Origin of the sequence: Mycoplasma sp. CSL10166 (assembly GCF_017116885.1) — a bacterium.
GTDB lineage: Bacteria > Bacillota_I > Bacilli_A > Mycoplasmatales > Metamycoplasmataceae > Mycoplasmopsis.
Genome location: NZ_JAFIRF010000001.1, coordinates 558,433 through 573,537, shown reverse-complemented (window position 1 = coordinate 573,537; position 15,105 = coordinate 558,433). Strand labels below are relative to the sequence as shown.

Annotated in this window: 10 protein-coding genes; 9 read left to right on the top strand and 1 reads right to left on the bottom strand. The window is 26.5% G+C overall.

Annotated elements, in window-relative coordinates; translation table 4 throughout:
• Positions 1-3 precede the first annotated feature (3 nt).
• Positions 4-237, bottom strand: coding sequence for a preprotein translocase subunit SecG (gene secG, locus JXZ93_RS02185; RefSeq protein ID WP_205851731.1), 234 nt, complete (start codon positions 235-237; stop codon positions 4-6).
• A 704-nt stretch (positions 238-941) separates the two neighbouring features.
• On the opposite strand from secG, the gene JXZ93_RS02180 reads away from it, so the two are divergent.
• The 9 genes from JXZ93_RS02180 to JXZ93_RS02140 are packed head-to-tail and all read left to right on the top strand — an operon-like array spanning position 942 to position 14,974.
• Positions 942-3,299 carry a putative immunoglobulin-blocking virulence protein gene (locus JXZ93_RS02180; protein ID WP_205852598.1) on the top strand — a complete coding sequence of 786 codons (2,358 nt, stop codon included), beginning with the start codon at positions 942-944 and terminating at the stop codon, positions 3,297-3,299.
• A gap of 9 nt (positions 3,300-3,308) precedes the next feature.
• Positions 3,309-6,305 carry an Ig-specific serine endopeptidase MIP gene (mip, locus tag JXZ93_RS04220; protein WP_205852597.1) on the top strand — a complete coding sequence of 999 codons (2,997 nt, stop codon included), beginning with the start codon at positions 3,309-3,311 and terminating at the stop codon, positions 6,303-6,305.
• Positions 6,298-7,845 (top strand): MSC_0624 family F1-like ATPase-associated membrane protein, encoded by a 1,548-nt coding sequence (locus tag JXZ93_RS02170; RefSeq protein WP_205852596.1) that lies wholly within the window; start codon positions 6,298-6,300, stop codon positions 7,843-7,845. Before mip ends, JXZ93_RS02170 begins: the two co-directional genes overlap by 8 nt.
• A complete protein-coding gene (locus JXZ93_RS02165) occupies positions 7,832-8,332 on the top strand; it encodes an MSC_0623 family F1-like ATPase-associated protein (protein WP_205852595.1) in 501 nt (166 codons plus the stop codon). The genes JXZ93_RS02170 and JXZ93_RS02165 overlap by 14 nt, the downstream gene beginning before the upstream one ends.
• A gap of 1 nt (position 8,333) precedes the next feature.
• Entirely contained in the window at positions 8,334-9,257 is a 924-nt protein-coding gene (locus JXZ93_RS02160) for an MSC_0622 family F1-like ATPase gamma subunit (protein ID WP_205852594.1), read from the top strand.
• Positions 9,247-9,699, top strand: coding sequence for an MSC_0621 family F1-like ATPase epsilon subunit (locus tag JXZ93_RS02155; protein ID WP_205851743.1), 453 nt, complete (start codon positions 9,247-9,249; stop codon positions 9,697-9,699). The genes JXZ93_RS02160 and JXZ93_RS02155 overlap by 11 nt, the downstream gene beginning before the upstream one ends.
• A complete protein-coding gene (locus tag JXZ93_RS02150) occupies positions 9,692-12,043 on the top strand; it encodes an MSC_0620 family F1-like ATPase-associated subunit (RefSeq protein ID WP_205852593.1) in 2,352 nt (783 codons plus the stop codon). The genes JXZ93_RS02155 and JXZ93_RS02150 overlap by 8 nt, the downstream gene beginning before the upstream one ends.
• Position 12,044: 1 nt before the next feature.
• Positions 12,045-13,595: an MSC_0619 family F1-like ATPase alpha subunit gene (locus tag JXZ93_RS02145; protein ID WP_205851747.1), complete on the top strand. Its 1,551-nt coding sequence runs from the start codon at positions 12,045-12,047 to the stop codon at positions 13,593-13,595.
• A complete protein-coding gene (locus tag JXZ93_RS02140) occupies positions 13,595-14,974 on the top strand; it encodes an MSC_0618 family F1-like ATPase beta subunit (protein WP_205851749.1) in 1,380 nt (459 codons plus the stop codon). The genes JXZ93_RS02145 and JXZ93_RS02140 overlap by 1 nt, the downstream gene beginning before the upstream one ends.
• Positions 14,975-15,105: the final 131 nt, after the last annotated feature.

The following is a 15,105-nucleotide window of genomic DNA, read 5'->3' as shown; positions in this document are numbered from 1 at the left end:
TATTTAACTTAAGATGGCTTTAAGTATTATTGCAGAAGCAAATAAAACAAATCCAAAAAACATCATTGAATATTTTAAAACCTTCTTAATTCCCCTTTCTTTTGAGTTTTTGAACAATTCTAAATCGCCAGAACCTACTAGCGCTCCTGAAAAACCATTTGAATCAGGAGACATAGCAAAGGAAATAAGAATAATTATAAAACTACATAATATTAATACTACTGTTAAAATTGTCATCTTTACTCCTTAAATTTACACTTTATTTAAAGTATAACATAATTAATTTTTTTTAATTTAGTTAATTACTTTTTTTAAATTAAAAATTTAAATATTTATCTGTATAAGATATTTTTTCAATTATTTTTTTAAGAAAATAAATCAAATATTAATTTTTATTTTGTGTCCATGTTATAGCTTAAAAAACATAAATACTTTTTAATTTGTTTAAAAGAATATGGTTTCGGATGTTGCTTAGACCTAAAAAAGAGAACGCTTATATAATATTTTGTAAATTATTTATATATTTCTAATGTTTATATTATTTAGAACTAAACACATTTATTCAAAATCTTGTCTATTAATGTTATCAATATATTTCTATATTTTTTATAGCATTATATTTTTAATTTAGTCTATAAAATGTTTTTTAATTGTAAATGTAAATTAAATTAAACCTAATATCCTGCTAAATGACATTAGCAGAAAATGTCCACATAGCTATTTGTTTTTTCTATTAATACTCAATAACTAAAAATTAATTAAAAAAATATTATAAAAAATATTTATAAATTTTATTTTAACCCTATACCGTAGGCGAAAAAGTTTTTTATATTTTTGTTCCAATTTTTTTGATTAACTTTTAAAGTGCTATAATGTACGTGTCTTATTAATATATATATATATATATATATGTAAATATATATAAAACTAAGGAGGTGTTAATGCACTTTGCAAAAAGAAAAAAAATAGTGACGCTACTTGTTGTAGCTTCTACTATAGCTTCTAGTAGTGGTGTAGCTTCTTTAATTTACAATTTTTCAAAAGACAATGATAATCCATTTGAATTTGTAAATAAAGAAAGTAAACCGAATTTAATTAATAAAGATCAATTAGAACTTGATAATGATAAGATATTAAATTCAAATGTTGATTTAAATTTACGAGTTAAACCTCAACCAAAAGAAGAACCGGTGATACCAAAACCTAAAGAAGAAGAAAAGAAACCAATAATTATTGAAAAACAACCTGAAAAACCGATTGAAAAACCAAAAATTATTGAAAAACCTATTCCGAAGCCGATTGAAAAACCAAAGCCGATTCCTAAACCTATAGAGCCGCCCGCTCCTACGCCACAGCCAAAACCGGAACCACAACCTGAAGTTGTTCCGGATCCTACTCCTGGCATTGCTGATGCTTATATTACTATCGAAGGAGTTAGGGTTAAAGCTAAATTAAAAAACTTTAAAAAGCGTGTTGTATCATCGTATGATGTTGAAAATAAAATAGCAAATAGAGAAGAATATTTAGCTAATATAACAGGCGAATTAATTAGCATTGAACCAACAGAAGAACTTAGAAAAAAAGTTACCGATAATGCTGCCGCTGCCGCTCGCACTATTCGTGATCATGAATATTCTACTATTGGTATGGCGTTACAAGTTTTAGATTTGGTCGACAAAGGTAAAATGACAGAAACTAATTTACATTCATTTTTAATTAAAAATGAATTAAATAATTGAAATTGACGAAGAGATTATTATACTTTTCAAGTTTTAATTGAGCACGGTGATTTTCAAAAGTTTTTAACTCCAGAAGCACAAGCTCAATATCCAACAATGCAATTTAGAAGTGATTTACATCGTAAATTATGAATTATTAAAAATTTAGATTTTTCTAAGTTTACAAAACTTGCGCCTGAGGGTGAAAGATTTTTGAGAGAAGGTAAAGTTTTAGATCCTAGAAATGTTTACTTAAATGAAAGAGGTGAGTGAACTTCAAGTAGTTGAAGCGGACCTAAAGAATTTAACGGTGTTATCGCAGAAAGGGAGAGAAATAATAGTCAAAAACGTGCTTTTGACTATGATACTCCTTGGGGTCGTAGTGCCGATGATATTAATAGTGGAACTTATCCAGGGTGAACTAAAACTAAAATAAACCCTGATCAAGATCCTAATTTTAAAGATTTACATATATCAAATATAAATGGACTTGATGTTTTTAGAATGACAAGAAACGGCCAACCTAAAACTGATGGAGATTATGTTAATGATGGATATGTAATCGAAATTGATGCATCTAAAAGTAATGCTTATGAGCGTACAAAGACATTAGTTAAAGAACTTACTGACAGAAAAGTAAATATTACTTCATATAGAATTAAGCATATGGGTAAAGCCAATGCTGCTCAAAACTTCAAAGAAATACTTCTTGCATTACCTGAAGAATTAAGGCAATTAGAGTTATTCTTTGATGCTAGAGCAACAAATACTTCATCGTTAATTGCTTTAGAAAATAAAAAGATTAAAGAATTATCGTTATACACAGATGGTAACTCACTTTTAGATAGTTGAAGTCTAAATCCTTGAGCACTTAAAGAAACTGCGTGAGTTAATACTCTTGATTATAATGTAAGTAGCGAGTATCCAAGTGATGCATATATCATTACAAGAATAAGATTTGATACTTTAGCTTTTGAGGAAAGTGATATTAATAAATCGTATGCTGATGACGATCCTACAAATAGATTCAAGAGAATTAATGATGGTTTAAGACGTGCTTATTGAGCTAGAAATAATGAAGCTATATTCCAAAGCATGGGTCCGGGTTTAAATCCTGATAATAATGAAAGTGGTAATGGTTATCCTATGGGATTAGATTTTGGTAGAGCACCAAGCGTTAGAACTTTAAGAGGATTGGTTTTTAAAGATATTATCAAACCTCAAAACGGAAGTAGAAAAATACAAAGAGCAAATTTTGCTAATACTGGTCAAAATTATAAATTGAAATTAATAGACTTAAATGATTCCGGTTTTGAAAACTTTATACCAAAAATACCCGGTGTTCAAGAGCCTAAAATTACTTTTAGCAATGGAGATGAAACAAAATATCTTTTTATTGATGATGCTGGACAATTGACAAGTAATGGTGTTCAAAGCATTTCAAAATTCTTTGAGTTAGCAAAAACCTTAAATAAAACCATAAGAGTTAGAAAAGGTAATATACAAACTATTCAATCACTTAGAAATTACGGTTTTGATGTAGAAGAATTTGAAGAAGGTGATGAACTTAATTTTACATAGGAGGCAATTATGAATTTTATTAGTAAGAAAAAAATATTTTTAAGTTTTGCTAGTATATCAATATTACCTATTGCGATATCATGTAGCACAGATAATAATTCAAAAAATAACGGAATCAATAATAATTCTGAACACAAAAAACAAGAAGTTAGAGATATATTAAATGATGATTTTTTAAATATTGATTCTAATAAGAAGCAAGAATTAAATACTCGTTTAGAAACCGCTAATAAGAATACAGTTGTTGATCAAATATTATCTGAAGCGAGAGAATTAAAAAATAATTCTTTAAAAAACAAAGGTATTGAACAAATTAAAACTTATGCACTTGATAAGTTATCAAATTTGAGAAATTTAAAAAATTATGAAGCAAGAATTACTAGCGAGAGTAATAAGGAAAATTTAGTTGATATAATTAAAGAAATTGATTTAGATATAAAAAATCAAGGACAAATAACTGACGCCGAAAAAGAAAAAGCAACTAAAGAGTTTAGTAAGTTAGTTGATTCTAATGGTTTTAAAGAAGTTTCGGTTTTTGAATTACTTAATACAACTCCTTCTTTTACGCCTCAACAAGGACATATAAAAAGCGAAGTTTTACCAACGACTTTTATAAAAAATATTTCAACATGGGTTGCGAAAATAAAACCAAAATATTCATGGTTTTTAAACTCATTTATTACTAATGCTAGACCAGAAGATAGTCTAGCGCAAGCTAATCAAAAAGGCGAGTTATTATTAAGTATAGTTTTTCAAAATAAATTCAATGAAAATCAACAATATACTGAGTCGTATAAAATTTCTGGTTTTAAAAGTAATTCTCAAGGTTTAGACGATGATGGAACTATTTTAACTAGTTCTACTGAAAGACTTAAAACACCAGACGAACAATATGTTTTAATGAATCAAAAAGAAAGATTTAACGCTGATGATTCAAAATATATAAATGTTTTAAAAGAACAACTAAGATTAAATGATTGAAAAGAACTTCGTAAAGATGCAAAAAACGTAACAGACGAAGAAATAGCTAAGTATAATAAAGAAGCTGAAAAAGTTGGATTAAGTTCTTACGAATCTTCTGCTTTAAAAGGGTTTTCTATACCCAAATATAAGTCTGATGGAAGTTTTGAAGGATTTAGTTTGAATACCGAAAGATTAATTCCGATGGGACCCACTTGAGCCGATGCTTTAGGTGGTAGAAGCACTTTTCAAATTGGCGGATTAGGAAGAAGAATAACAAATGAAAATTATTTAAATCTTGCCAAACAAACATATTCCGTTACTTTTAGCAATCAAAGTATTACGGAATTAGAAAGTGAAAGAGTTGAAATTCAAAGAAATTTAAAATTTGTTGATCATTTATCTAATTTTGCTAATAATATTAAAGATCAAACCACTAAAGATAAATATTTAAAATTAATAAACGACGCTGAAGGTCAACAATATTATTTAGAGCCTTACGAATCACAAATTTGGGATATTATAGCCAAAGAAACAACAGATACCCATGCTAGCGATCTTTATAAAAAATATTTAAACGAAGAAAGAAATTTTTATAAAGAGAAAGTTAATAATTTAAAAGTTAGAGAAGAGACAAAGAAACTTTTAAATGAAACAATCGATAACTCTAATTCTTTTTATAATTTAGATAGTTTAGGAAATACAGGTACATCACCTTCAGGAACAATGTGAATTATGGATTATGAAGAGCCTGTTAATGGTCAATATCCAACTAAATTTTATTTTGGTACAAATTTACATGTTGCAGATAGTATTGCTAAAAATAAAAGAATGTTTTCTGGTATCGGCTTAACAAGATTGAACGGTGATAATAATGGTATTTTAAATAACTTTAAATTAATGGAAATGGAAGTAGAAAACGGAACTTTTACTCAATTCACCATGAATCCCGAAACAGTTAGAAGAGTTTTTGATGGTAGAGATTATCTTAAAAGTTCTCCAAGTGAATTTATAACTTCTACTCAAAAAGAAATATTTAAAGATGCGGAAGAATTTTTAGATTTTGCAGTAATTGAAATTGATTTTGGAAAAATACAAAATAATAGAGTTAGTGGCACAGGTTCGTTTCAGCCTTCGTCTATTACTCCACAAAATTTTGCTAAGTGAGTCACTAATGATTATGCAAATTGAGAAGAAAAAGACAAAACAAAATTTAAATCAGAATCTTATTTAAAAAATTATAAAAAAATTGAATTCCCACTTGCTACAAAAGGAAATTACGATTGAAGTAAATTAGATCAAATATTTGCGTTAGGTTATCCTAAATCAATTAGCAGCGGGTTTCAAGATTATTTCTTAAAGCCATATATAGACGATGATCAACGCGCTAGAGCTGAGTGAAGTCATTCTCTTTGAACAAATGCGGACCATAAATTTTATGATTTACAAGCAACTGAAGATGGACCGCAAGGAAATCCTGAATTACTTAAAAGAGGTAATTTCTTATCTTACAATATTGGATTTAGGTCATTTGCGTATAAACCAGGATTGACCGATGCGTTTTTAGCCGCTCCTTTAGTTGGTGATAAACCTGATCCTAAGAAAAATATATATGTTTCTACCGATGACAATAAAAAATATATTAATTTCGGTTTAGAATATCTGCCACGTTGATTTACTCCTGGTGTTGGGGCTAGTGGTTCGAGTTTAAGAACCCAAAATAATGAAGTAGTTGCTATTTATCATGCCACAAACGCTAGTTCAAATACTGGTTTAGCAGCCGCATTTAGATCTGAAGGGTTCGATTACGGAGGAATGTTTGGAAAATATACATTACCTCAATATGATTTAATTTATGGCGGTGGTAAGGATCAAAAGAATTCTTATCGTGAAGCTATGAAAAAGTTATTTGAAAAAGGAGAGATCAAAAATACTCATTTATTTAAAAATGGTTTTGATAATATTCCTAAAGGGTTTGAATTTAAGGAAACTAATGGCTTTATTAAATCAACAGATTTAGAAAAAGAGGAAGGAAAAAATGAATAATACTACATTTGAAAATAAAAGAATTTATTCAGATTACAAATCTCACTTAACCTCTGATTCAAGAAGTAAATGAAGTTTATTTTACAAGAGTATTTTGATATTGTTTTTTGCAACAAGTATTCTTGTTATGCTATTCATGGCAAAAACTTCTATATTTCCTGAAGTTTATATAGGTAACGATGGTGATGGTTGAACCAATCTATTTAAGTTCGATGATCAATATAGAGAAGGAAATGCAGTTATATTAATACGTTTTAGCACGTTATTCTTTGTATTTTTATTCTCGATATTTAAAAATTATAAGAACATCAGTAAGCAAAAAGAAAAAATAAAACATTATATATTTTTCTATATATCTTATTTATTATTATCAATAGCATCTGTTGCATTAATGTTTTTCTATACATATTGAAATAATCCAATTGAAACAGACGAAGGAACTTATGTTCGAAAAGTTCCTTACCAGTGAAATGAAATTTTATCATTAACTTTTCTATTGATACCATTATTAGTTATTAACGTTTCATTTGAAGTGTATAACTATATCTATAAAAGAAAATCAGAGCCATTACTTTATTCATCTATTATAGGTTTTATAATACAAATAATTTCACAATTTTTATTAGTTGTGGCAATTATAGCAATTGCACAAGCATGAATTAATCCTACACCAGTTGATGATGGAAATTATATATTAATGTTTAAAGATAATCAAACATGAGAAAGTATCGAATCATTATTTACAGTTAAAAAGGCAACAAATTTAATTATTATAATTGCATTATTTATAGCTTTTGGTTTTTTAATTGTAGGTTCAAATATTAGAAGTTTATCAAGATTATCTGAAAAAAATCTTTTAACTCATAATAACAAGGATAAATATATGTTATCAATAACATTATTTATTTCGGTATTACTTTATTTAATATATGTTGCAACAACTTCAGATATAAATAAAGTTTTTCGTATTATCGGAGATGATACAACATATAATTTTGCTTATTTAACAATAATTGGTATTGGTATATTTATATTTGCACTATACTTTATTGTTTTAGAATCAAGCAAAAGAAAATTTAAAAGTTATATAACAAATACAATTGTTTTAGCTTTGACACAAACATTACTATGAATATTGTTAGTTATTTCATCAATTTTATTAGATGATAAAACTGATTGAAATATATATAACATAATAGTTATTGCTGTTTTATCAATAATTATTTATATTCATTATTTAGTAAAAAATAAAACACTTTCAAAAATAACTTCAAACCTAATTTTTATAGCAATATTTGTTCAAACAATTTTAATGTTTATTTTTGGATTAAATGAATTATTACTTGCTGATAGAAACTTTACTTTAATTTCAGTACCAACAGTTTTACCATTATTTAAATTAGCGTCAATAATTAATTTTATTATTATTTTCTCATTCTTAATGTATATTGTTGGGTATTCATTATATACACTTGTAAAGATTGAAAAAGATAAGATCAAAGACAAACAAGAAGAGGTATTAAAACATGTGAAAAAATAAGAAAAAAATAACACCTGAACAGAAACAACTTTTTGATTTATATGCAAATTACAAAGAAAAAATTAAAAGTGATAAATATTTATCAAACAGTAAAATTATGGCTACAATTTTACTTAAAAATAGTTTAGGTTTTAATTCAAAAGAATATAAAGAATTTGTTGCTAATTTAGATTTAGCTATTAAAAACAGAAATGATATTATTTTTAGAAAATTTATTATTAATTTTAATGTTAATTTAAAATTTAGTGCTAATGTCTTAGTTCCAAATATTGTTGATAAAGAGTCTTCAAATGATTATTCACTTAACTTAACTAAAAGTGCTCAACCAAATTTACAGAAATTATATGATTCCTTAAATAGTGAAATAGAAACGCTTTTAAATAATGGATTTGTTTTAGAAATATTACCTAATACCGCTTTCTTCATAGATAGCGCATCACAAAAATTAAAAGTTTTCTTTGATAAGAAATTTGTAGTAGAGATTTAAAATGCATTTAAAAGATATTGTACAAAAGAAAAATAACCTTGAACATATTAAATTAAAGGTTAATAATGATAAAAATATTCTTTTAATTAATATTATGAAATTAACTAAAACACTAAGTTTTTATGTTGAAAATTCGGTTTTAAATATTCAATTAATTGAAGCTTTAAAAAATAAATATAACATTAAAAATAGTTTTATCGAAAATGTGTCTTTAGTTAAGAATAACAATTTCTTAAAATCAATGAAATCAAAATTTATCAAAGAAAAAGAACTTTACATATATTTAACAGAAGAACAAAAATATGGTACAGATTCATATTCTAGATATGAAAGAAATATATTAGAAAATATCAAGAATAAAGAAACGGATTTTATTACTATTGGTAATCGTGCCTTGCAATTTGCGAAACAAAACAATTTAAGTGTTATTAAGTCATTTGAAAATTCTTCTGTAAACAAATTAGCTAAAACGCTCACTCAAATGACAAAAATTTTATTTATCGATAATAATTATTCTAGAGTACATTTTGTAATTAATTCTAATAAGAATTTTAAAAAGCCATTCACAATATTGCCTTTAGAAAATTTTGATATTGATAAAATTTTAGGTGTTAAAAATAAAAATAGATTTGATGAAACTATTAAAGATTATAAAATATTCCCTAATATCGAAACTTTTATCGAAAACCAAATAAATATATTTTTAGAAAACTCAATAAATTCATTAATCACTGAATCATCATTTTATAGTGCTAAAAATGCTTTAGTTGCTACAAACCAAAAAAGTAAGCAATTAGATGATGAATTACTTAAAATATCTAAGCGTATCAATCGTGTAAAACAAGAAAAACAAATTGAAGAAATAGTTTTATTAACAAAGAAAAAGAAAACTGTTTTTGAAGAAGGGGGTAGTGATGAATTTTAAAACTATCCACATATCTTTTATAGATAACAAACATTTAACACTTAAAGGATACTTTTTATCAATTAATCATAATGATGAAGACGATTGAATTAAATTAGAGAAAAATTCAATAAGTGCATATCCGCAAATATTAGTTAAATTTACATCCGAAAAAGAAAATGAATTTTATTTATTTTTAAAAAATGCAAATATAGTTATCGAAGAGGATGAAACTATTATTAAAACTTTTTCATCAATGAAATTTTATAAAAGATCGAAAAATAAACAAAACCACAAAGAAAAAATTAATACCTTAAACGAAAGAATCAATTATTTAAAATTTAAGCAAAATATTGGTTTAACAATTGATGAAACAATAAAATTAGATGAATTAAGAGAAGATTTATATGAATATAAATTGATGCAACAGTTAAAAATTAAAGAAAGGGATGATTATGAGTAAAAAACGTAAATTTCGAAAATTTGCTTCATTAGTTACTTCAACAGTTTTACCAATTTCTTTAATTTCTGCTGGTAATGAAACTACTACAACTACCCCATCTACTCCAACTTCAGCTTCAAACTCTAACTCAAATACAAATAATGCTAATCCCAAAAAAGAAAAGCCAAGATTAAGCAATGAATTTCCTGAGTACGACAAAATAGCAAAAGAAGAAATTAAAAAAATTCTTGAAAGTGCATTAGGAGCGGCAAATAGTTATATTGATAATGAAATTGCCAAATTAGAAGCTAGACCTAGTGAAGACCAAGGAACAGAAGGTTCTTCAAACGATAGTAAGTCGGATGAATTAGATTATAAACAAAGACTAAGTAGACTTACTTATTTACATATCTTAAAAAATTATTTAGAATCTAATAAAGCAAAAATGTTAGAAAAACCGGATGATTACGAATTTACTATTATTTTTCCTTATGTTTTATCTCAAAACGAAAAATTTGATAAAGGTAATGTTACTTATAACGGGAAAGAATATACAGGTGTAACTTTAGGGAAAAGCGCAACAACAAACTACGTCGAAGCTATTAAGAAAAAATATGAAGTAAAAGAAGATGGTGTTATATCAATTGAAACTAAAGACGAAGTTAACGGTCTTCAAAAAGGTAAATTTCAAGAAAGCATTAAACAGTATGGTGATAAATTATTAACATCAATAGGTTCAATAATTTATAATGAAAAAGATGCGCTCGAAATTGAAAAAGATATTAATTTAGAATTTAACACAATCGGAGATAAACAAGGTTATACAATTACTGTTCCTAAAAATTATGGATCTTGAGAAGAGTATTTCAAATCTAGAATCAGACCTCGTTTTATTGATTTTGACTTAACAGCAAATCAAGAAACAGAAATCGAAGAGGAAACAGAACAAGATCAAGAACAACCCACCGAAAATCCTACAAATCCAAATAGACCTCCAAAGGGACAACCAACCGAGCCATTACCTGCAGAACCAGTTGATCCTGAAGAACAAATTTTAGCTATTCCTGCTTTACTACCAAATGTTAAAGCTTCTTTAGGGAATATAACAAAAGAACAATTAAAAAACATTTTCCAACAATATAAAAATCAATATCAAAGTTCTTTAACATCAACTTCAAATACAACAAATAACAATTCTAACGGTGAAGTTGCAAATTCAGAACAACCAACATCTAAAGAACAAATTGATGCTAAAGAAGAGCAAGATTATAATTTAAGACGTGAAAATTCTCCTTTTTACTTTGATAATCCATATAATACAAGGTATAGTTATGATGTAATTGATATTGCAGAAAATAGTGGTAAAATGTTAGCTACCGTAATGATTAGCGATAGAAATGATAAAACTAAAAATATAAAAAGAGAATATAAAATTGAAATTCAATTAGATACATCCGAAGAAGCTCTATCAAAAAATTATTTACATGAGGCAGAAATTGACCAAATAAAAGATCAATTTGGTAGGTTATATCATGCTTTAGGCATTGATTCAAAAATTAATTATACAGATTTAAAAAGTGGTAGACTTTCAAGAGCTCTTTTCTCAATGATTGCAAAAGCTGTTGATTTAAATAATAGCAAAGATTTTGATGATAAAAGAAATGAAATTAACGAATCTTATAATAATGACTTTAATAGTTGAGAAGCAACCTCAAAAGATTTATGAATTTGAACATTAAATGAATTAAAAAATTCAAAAGTAAATAGTTTACCATACTATGAATTAATGTTGAATGCCTACGAAGAACAAATTATTGGATTTTGAGGTGTAGCAATCGAAGATCAAAGCGAACCTTATCGTGCTCAAATTATTAAAGATTGAGAATCTCAAAACTTTAATTTAAATGTTTTAAATGATTTATATAATTTAGTTCGTTTTGATTTATACAAACTTAATTCAATAGTCAAAACTAGTTCTTTTAGTTTAACAATTTGATACGATTCATTTATTGATTCGCTTACATCTCTTTCGAAACATGAAAGAATCTTAAATGAATTAACTAAATCAAAAGATTTAAATAACGAAACAGCAAAACAAGATTTTCAAAAATATTATGAAGAAGCAATTGAAATATTAAATAGCCAGTCTGATGAAAAATCCAATTTCTTAAGAGATTTTGGTATATTCTTATTGGTAATTGGTGGTTTAAGTTCATTAATCAACTTAATGGTTGCTTTAATCAAATTTAATAAAAAAACAACACAAATTAAAAAACTTTATCTACTTATTGGTATAACAATGGCCATCGTTTTAATAGCTGGTATTGTATTATTAGCTGTAGGTTTAGGAGTGAAAGGAATTTAATATGATAAATAATCCAAAAATTACATCAATATTTGACTATATTGTTGAAGTAAGCGGTGAATTTCCTTATAAACAGAGACAATTTTATTCATTAAAAGAAAATTCAGAAGTTAAGCTTATGTTAATTAGCGCAACTAAAAATAAGGCGTTTTTAATTGCAAACACAAAAAATACACAATTAAGAATTAATGCCGAGATTGTTTTAGAAAATAACGAAGCAAGTGTATATACATATCACAGTTACTTTGGAAAAGTTATTGATATTGAAGGGAATATTATTTTACCTACAAAACAAAAAAATAATTTAGTTCCAAATGAAGGTCAATCAACTGCTAAAATATTTGAATTAGCACACGATTTGATGACTGTTAAAACCTTAAATGAACAATTATTCACTGGTATTATTCCAATCGATCTTTTGATACCAATTGGTAAAGGTCAAAGAGAATTAATTATTGGTGACCGCCAAACCGGTAAAACACATATAGCATTAAATACAATAATTAATCAAGCAAGAAATGGTGTTAAATGTATTTATGTTGCTATTGGTCAAAAACGTGAAGCTATTTCAAAAATATACAACACACTTAGTGAAAATCAAGCTTTATCAAATACAATTATTATTGATGCACCTTCTACAAGTGCATACGAACAATATTTAGCACCATATATTGGTATGGCTCATGCTGAAAATTTATCAAAAACACATGATGTTTTAATTGTGTTTGATGATTTAACTAAACATGCAAATATAATTCGTGAAATTGCTTTACTAACTGATAGACCAGTCGGAAAAGAAGCCATGCCAGGAGATACTTTCTTCTCACACTCTCAATTATTAGAGCGTTCAGGTTCGTTTGTTGGACGTAAAACAATTACTGCATTACCTATTTTACAAACAGTTGATGGAGATATAACTTCATTAATTGCATCAAATATTATTTCTATTACTGATGGTCAAGTTGTAACCAGCGCAGATTTATTCTCACAAGGTGTATTGCCGGCTATTAATATTAATTTATCTGTTTCTCGTACAGGTTCTAGCGTGCAAAGTCGTCAAGTTACAAAAATTGCTGCCGAAGTTGGTAAAATTTATAAACAATATAAACGTCATCTAAAATTGGCTATGTTAGATTACGATTTTAATAAAGAAACATCTATGTTGATTTACAAAGGTAAAACTATTGATAAAATGTTTCAACAAAGAGGATTTACATTATATAAGCAAGAATTAATTTTATTCACTTCTAAATTAGTTTCATGAACAATTCTTAAAGGTATTAGTAATGAAGATTTAGCTATGAAATTCTTAAATAAATTTATTGTTGAAAATCAACAAGCAAAAGAAAACTACAATAGAATTATTAATGGATTAAGTTATGATGATAATTTAGTTAAATCATTTTTCGCTAGTGCGTTAAAACAATTTTCGGATTACAATAGTTTGGAATGAGATATTGATAATGAATATGATTTCATTGGTTTAGATGAAGCATATTTAGAAAAAGTATCTAGAGAATTAAAAGTTAAAGAAACAAACGGAGGTAAATAATGTTAGGTAAAATCTTAAATTTATGATCAGATATTATTGAAATTAAGTTTGATAAAGAAAATTTACCAAAAGTTAATACATTATTAACTTTACACAATGGTAAAACATATTTATTAGTTAAAAGAGTTTTAAATGATACAACAGTTAGAGCTATAATTATTTATGCTTCTGACGAAATTTCCATTGATGATAGTGTTACAAACACAGGAAGAAGTTTTTATGTTCCAGTTGGTAAAGGATCAAGAAATAATATTTATTCATTCCGTGGAGAACCTCTTTTAGAAGGAAGAGGTACAAAACCTTTATACATTGAAATGAATTCTATTATTAATAATGATAGATATTTAACAAATGAAGTAACTCTTGTAGAAACAGGTATTAAGGCGATAGATTTCTTTATTCCAATTATTAAAGGATATAAATTAGGTATTTTTGGTGGTGCCGGAGTTGGTAAAACAGTTTTAATGAAAGAAATTATTTTTAATGTTAATCGTAAAAACCAAAAAACATCTAATGTTTTTATTGGTTCTGGAGAACGTTCAAGAGAAGCTATTGAACTATTCAATGAGTTAGAACAATCTAAATTAATGGATAAATCAGTAATGTATATCTCTAAAATGAACGAATCACCTGGAGCACGTATGTCAATTGTACCAATTGGTGTAACAGCTGCTGAATATTTAAGAGATAGAGAAAAAGAAGATGTTTTATTATTTATTGATAACATATACCGTTTTGTTCAAGCTGAAAATGAAACAAGTGCTACATTAGGTAAAAAACCTTCTGTTGGTGGTTACCAATCAACACTTGATAGTGACGTTGCTAATATTGAGGATCGTTTATATAGAAACCAAAACGGATCAATTACTTCGTTCCAAACTATGTTTTTACCAATGGATGACTTATCGGACCCTTCTGCAGTTGCGGTGTTTAATCACCTTGATGGAAGTTTGGTCTTATCAAGAGCCCAATCTGCTAAAAATATTTTCCCTGCTTTTGATCCGCTTGCATCAAATTCTAACTCAGTAGATGAAAAAATTATTGGAAAAAAACATTTTGAAGCAATAAGAAGAGCAAAAAGTATTTTAAAAGCTTATAAAGATTTAGAAGATGTTATTTTAATTCTTGGATTCGATGAACTTGATGAAGAAAGTAAAGTCATTGTTAAAAAAGCTTTACAACTAGAAAACTTCTTTACACAAAATTTCTTTATGACAGAGCATTTTACAAAGGCGCCTGGTCAATATGTTAAATTAGAAGACACGGTCGAAAGTGTTATTAGAATTTTAGATGGTAAATATATTAAGCAATCACCAGAAATTTTTCAATACGTTGGTGATAACTTAAGTATTCCAACTGACGAAGAATTAGGATTATAATTTTAAAAACTCCTCATTAAAAGAGTGAGTTTTTTTACAAAAACTTATTTTTTGGTAAAAAAATGATTAAAATATTAACTTTTTAATAAAAAAATAAGTTTATAGTGATATAATATTATAAGAAAAATATA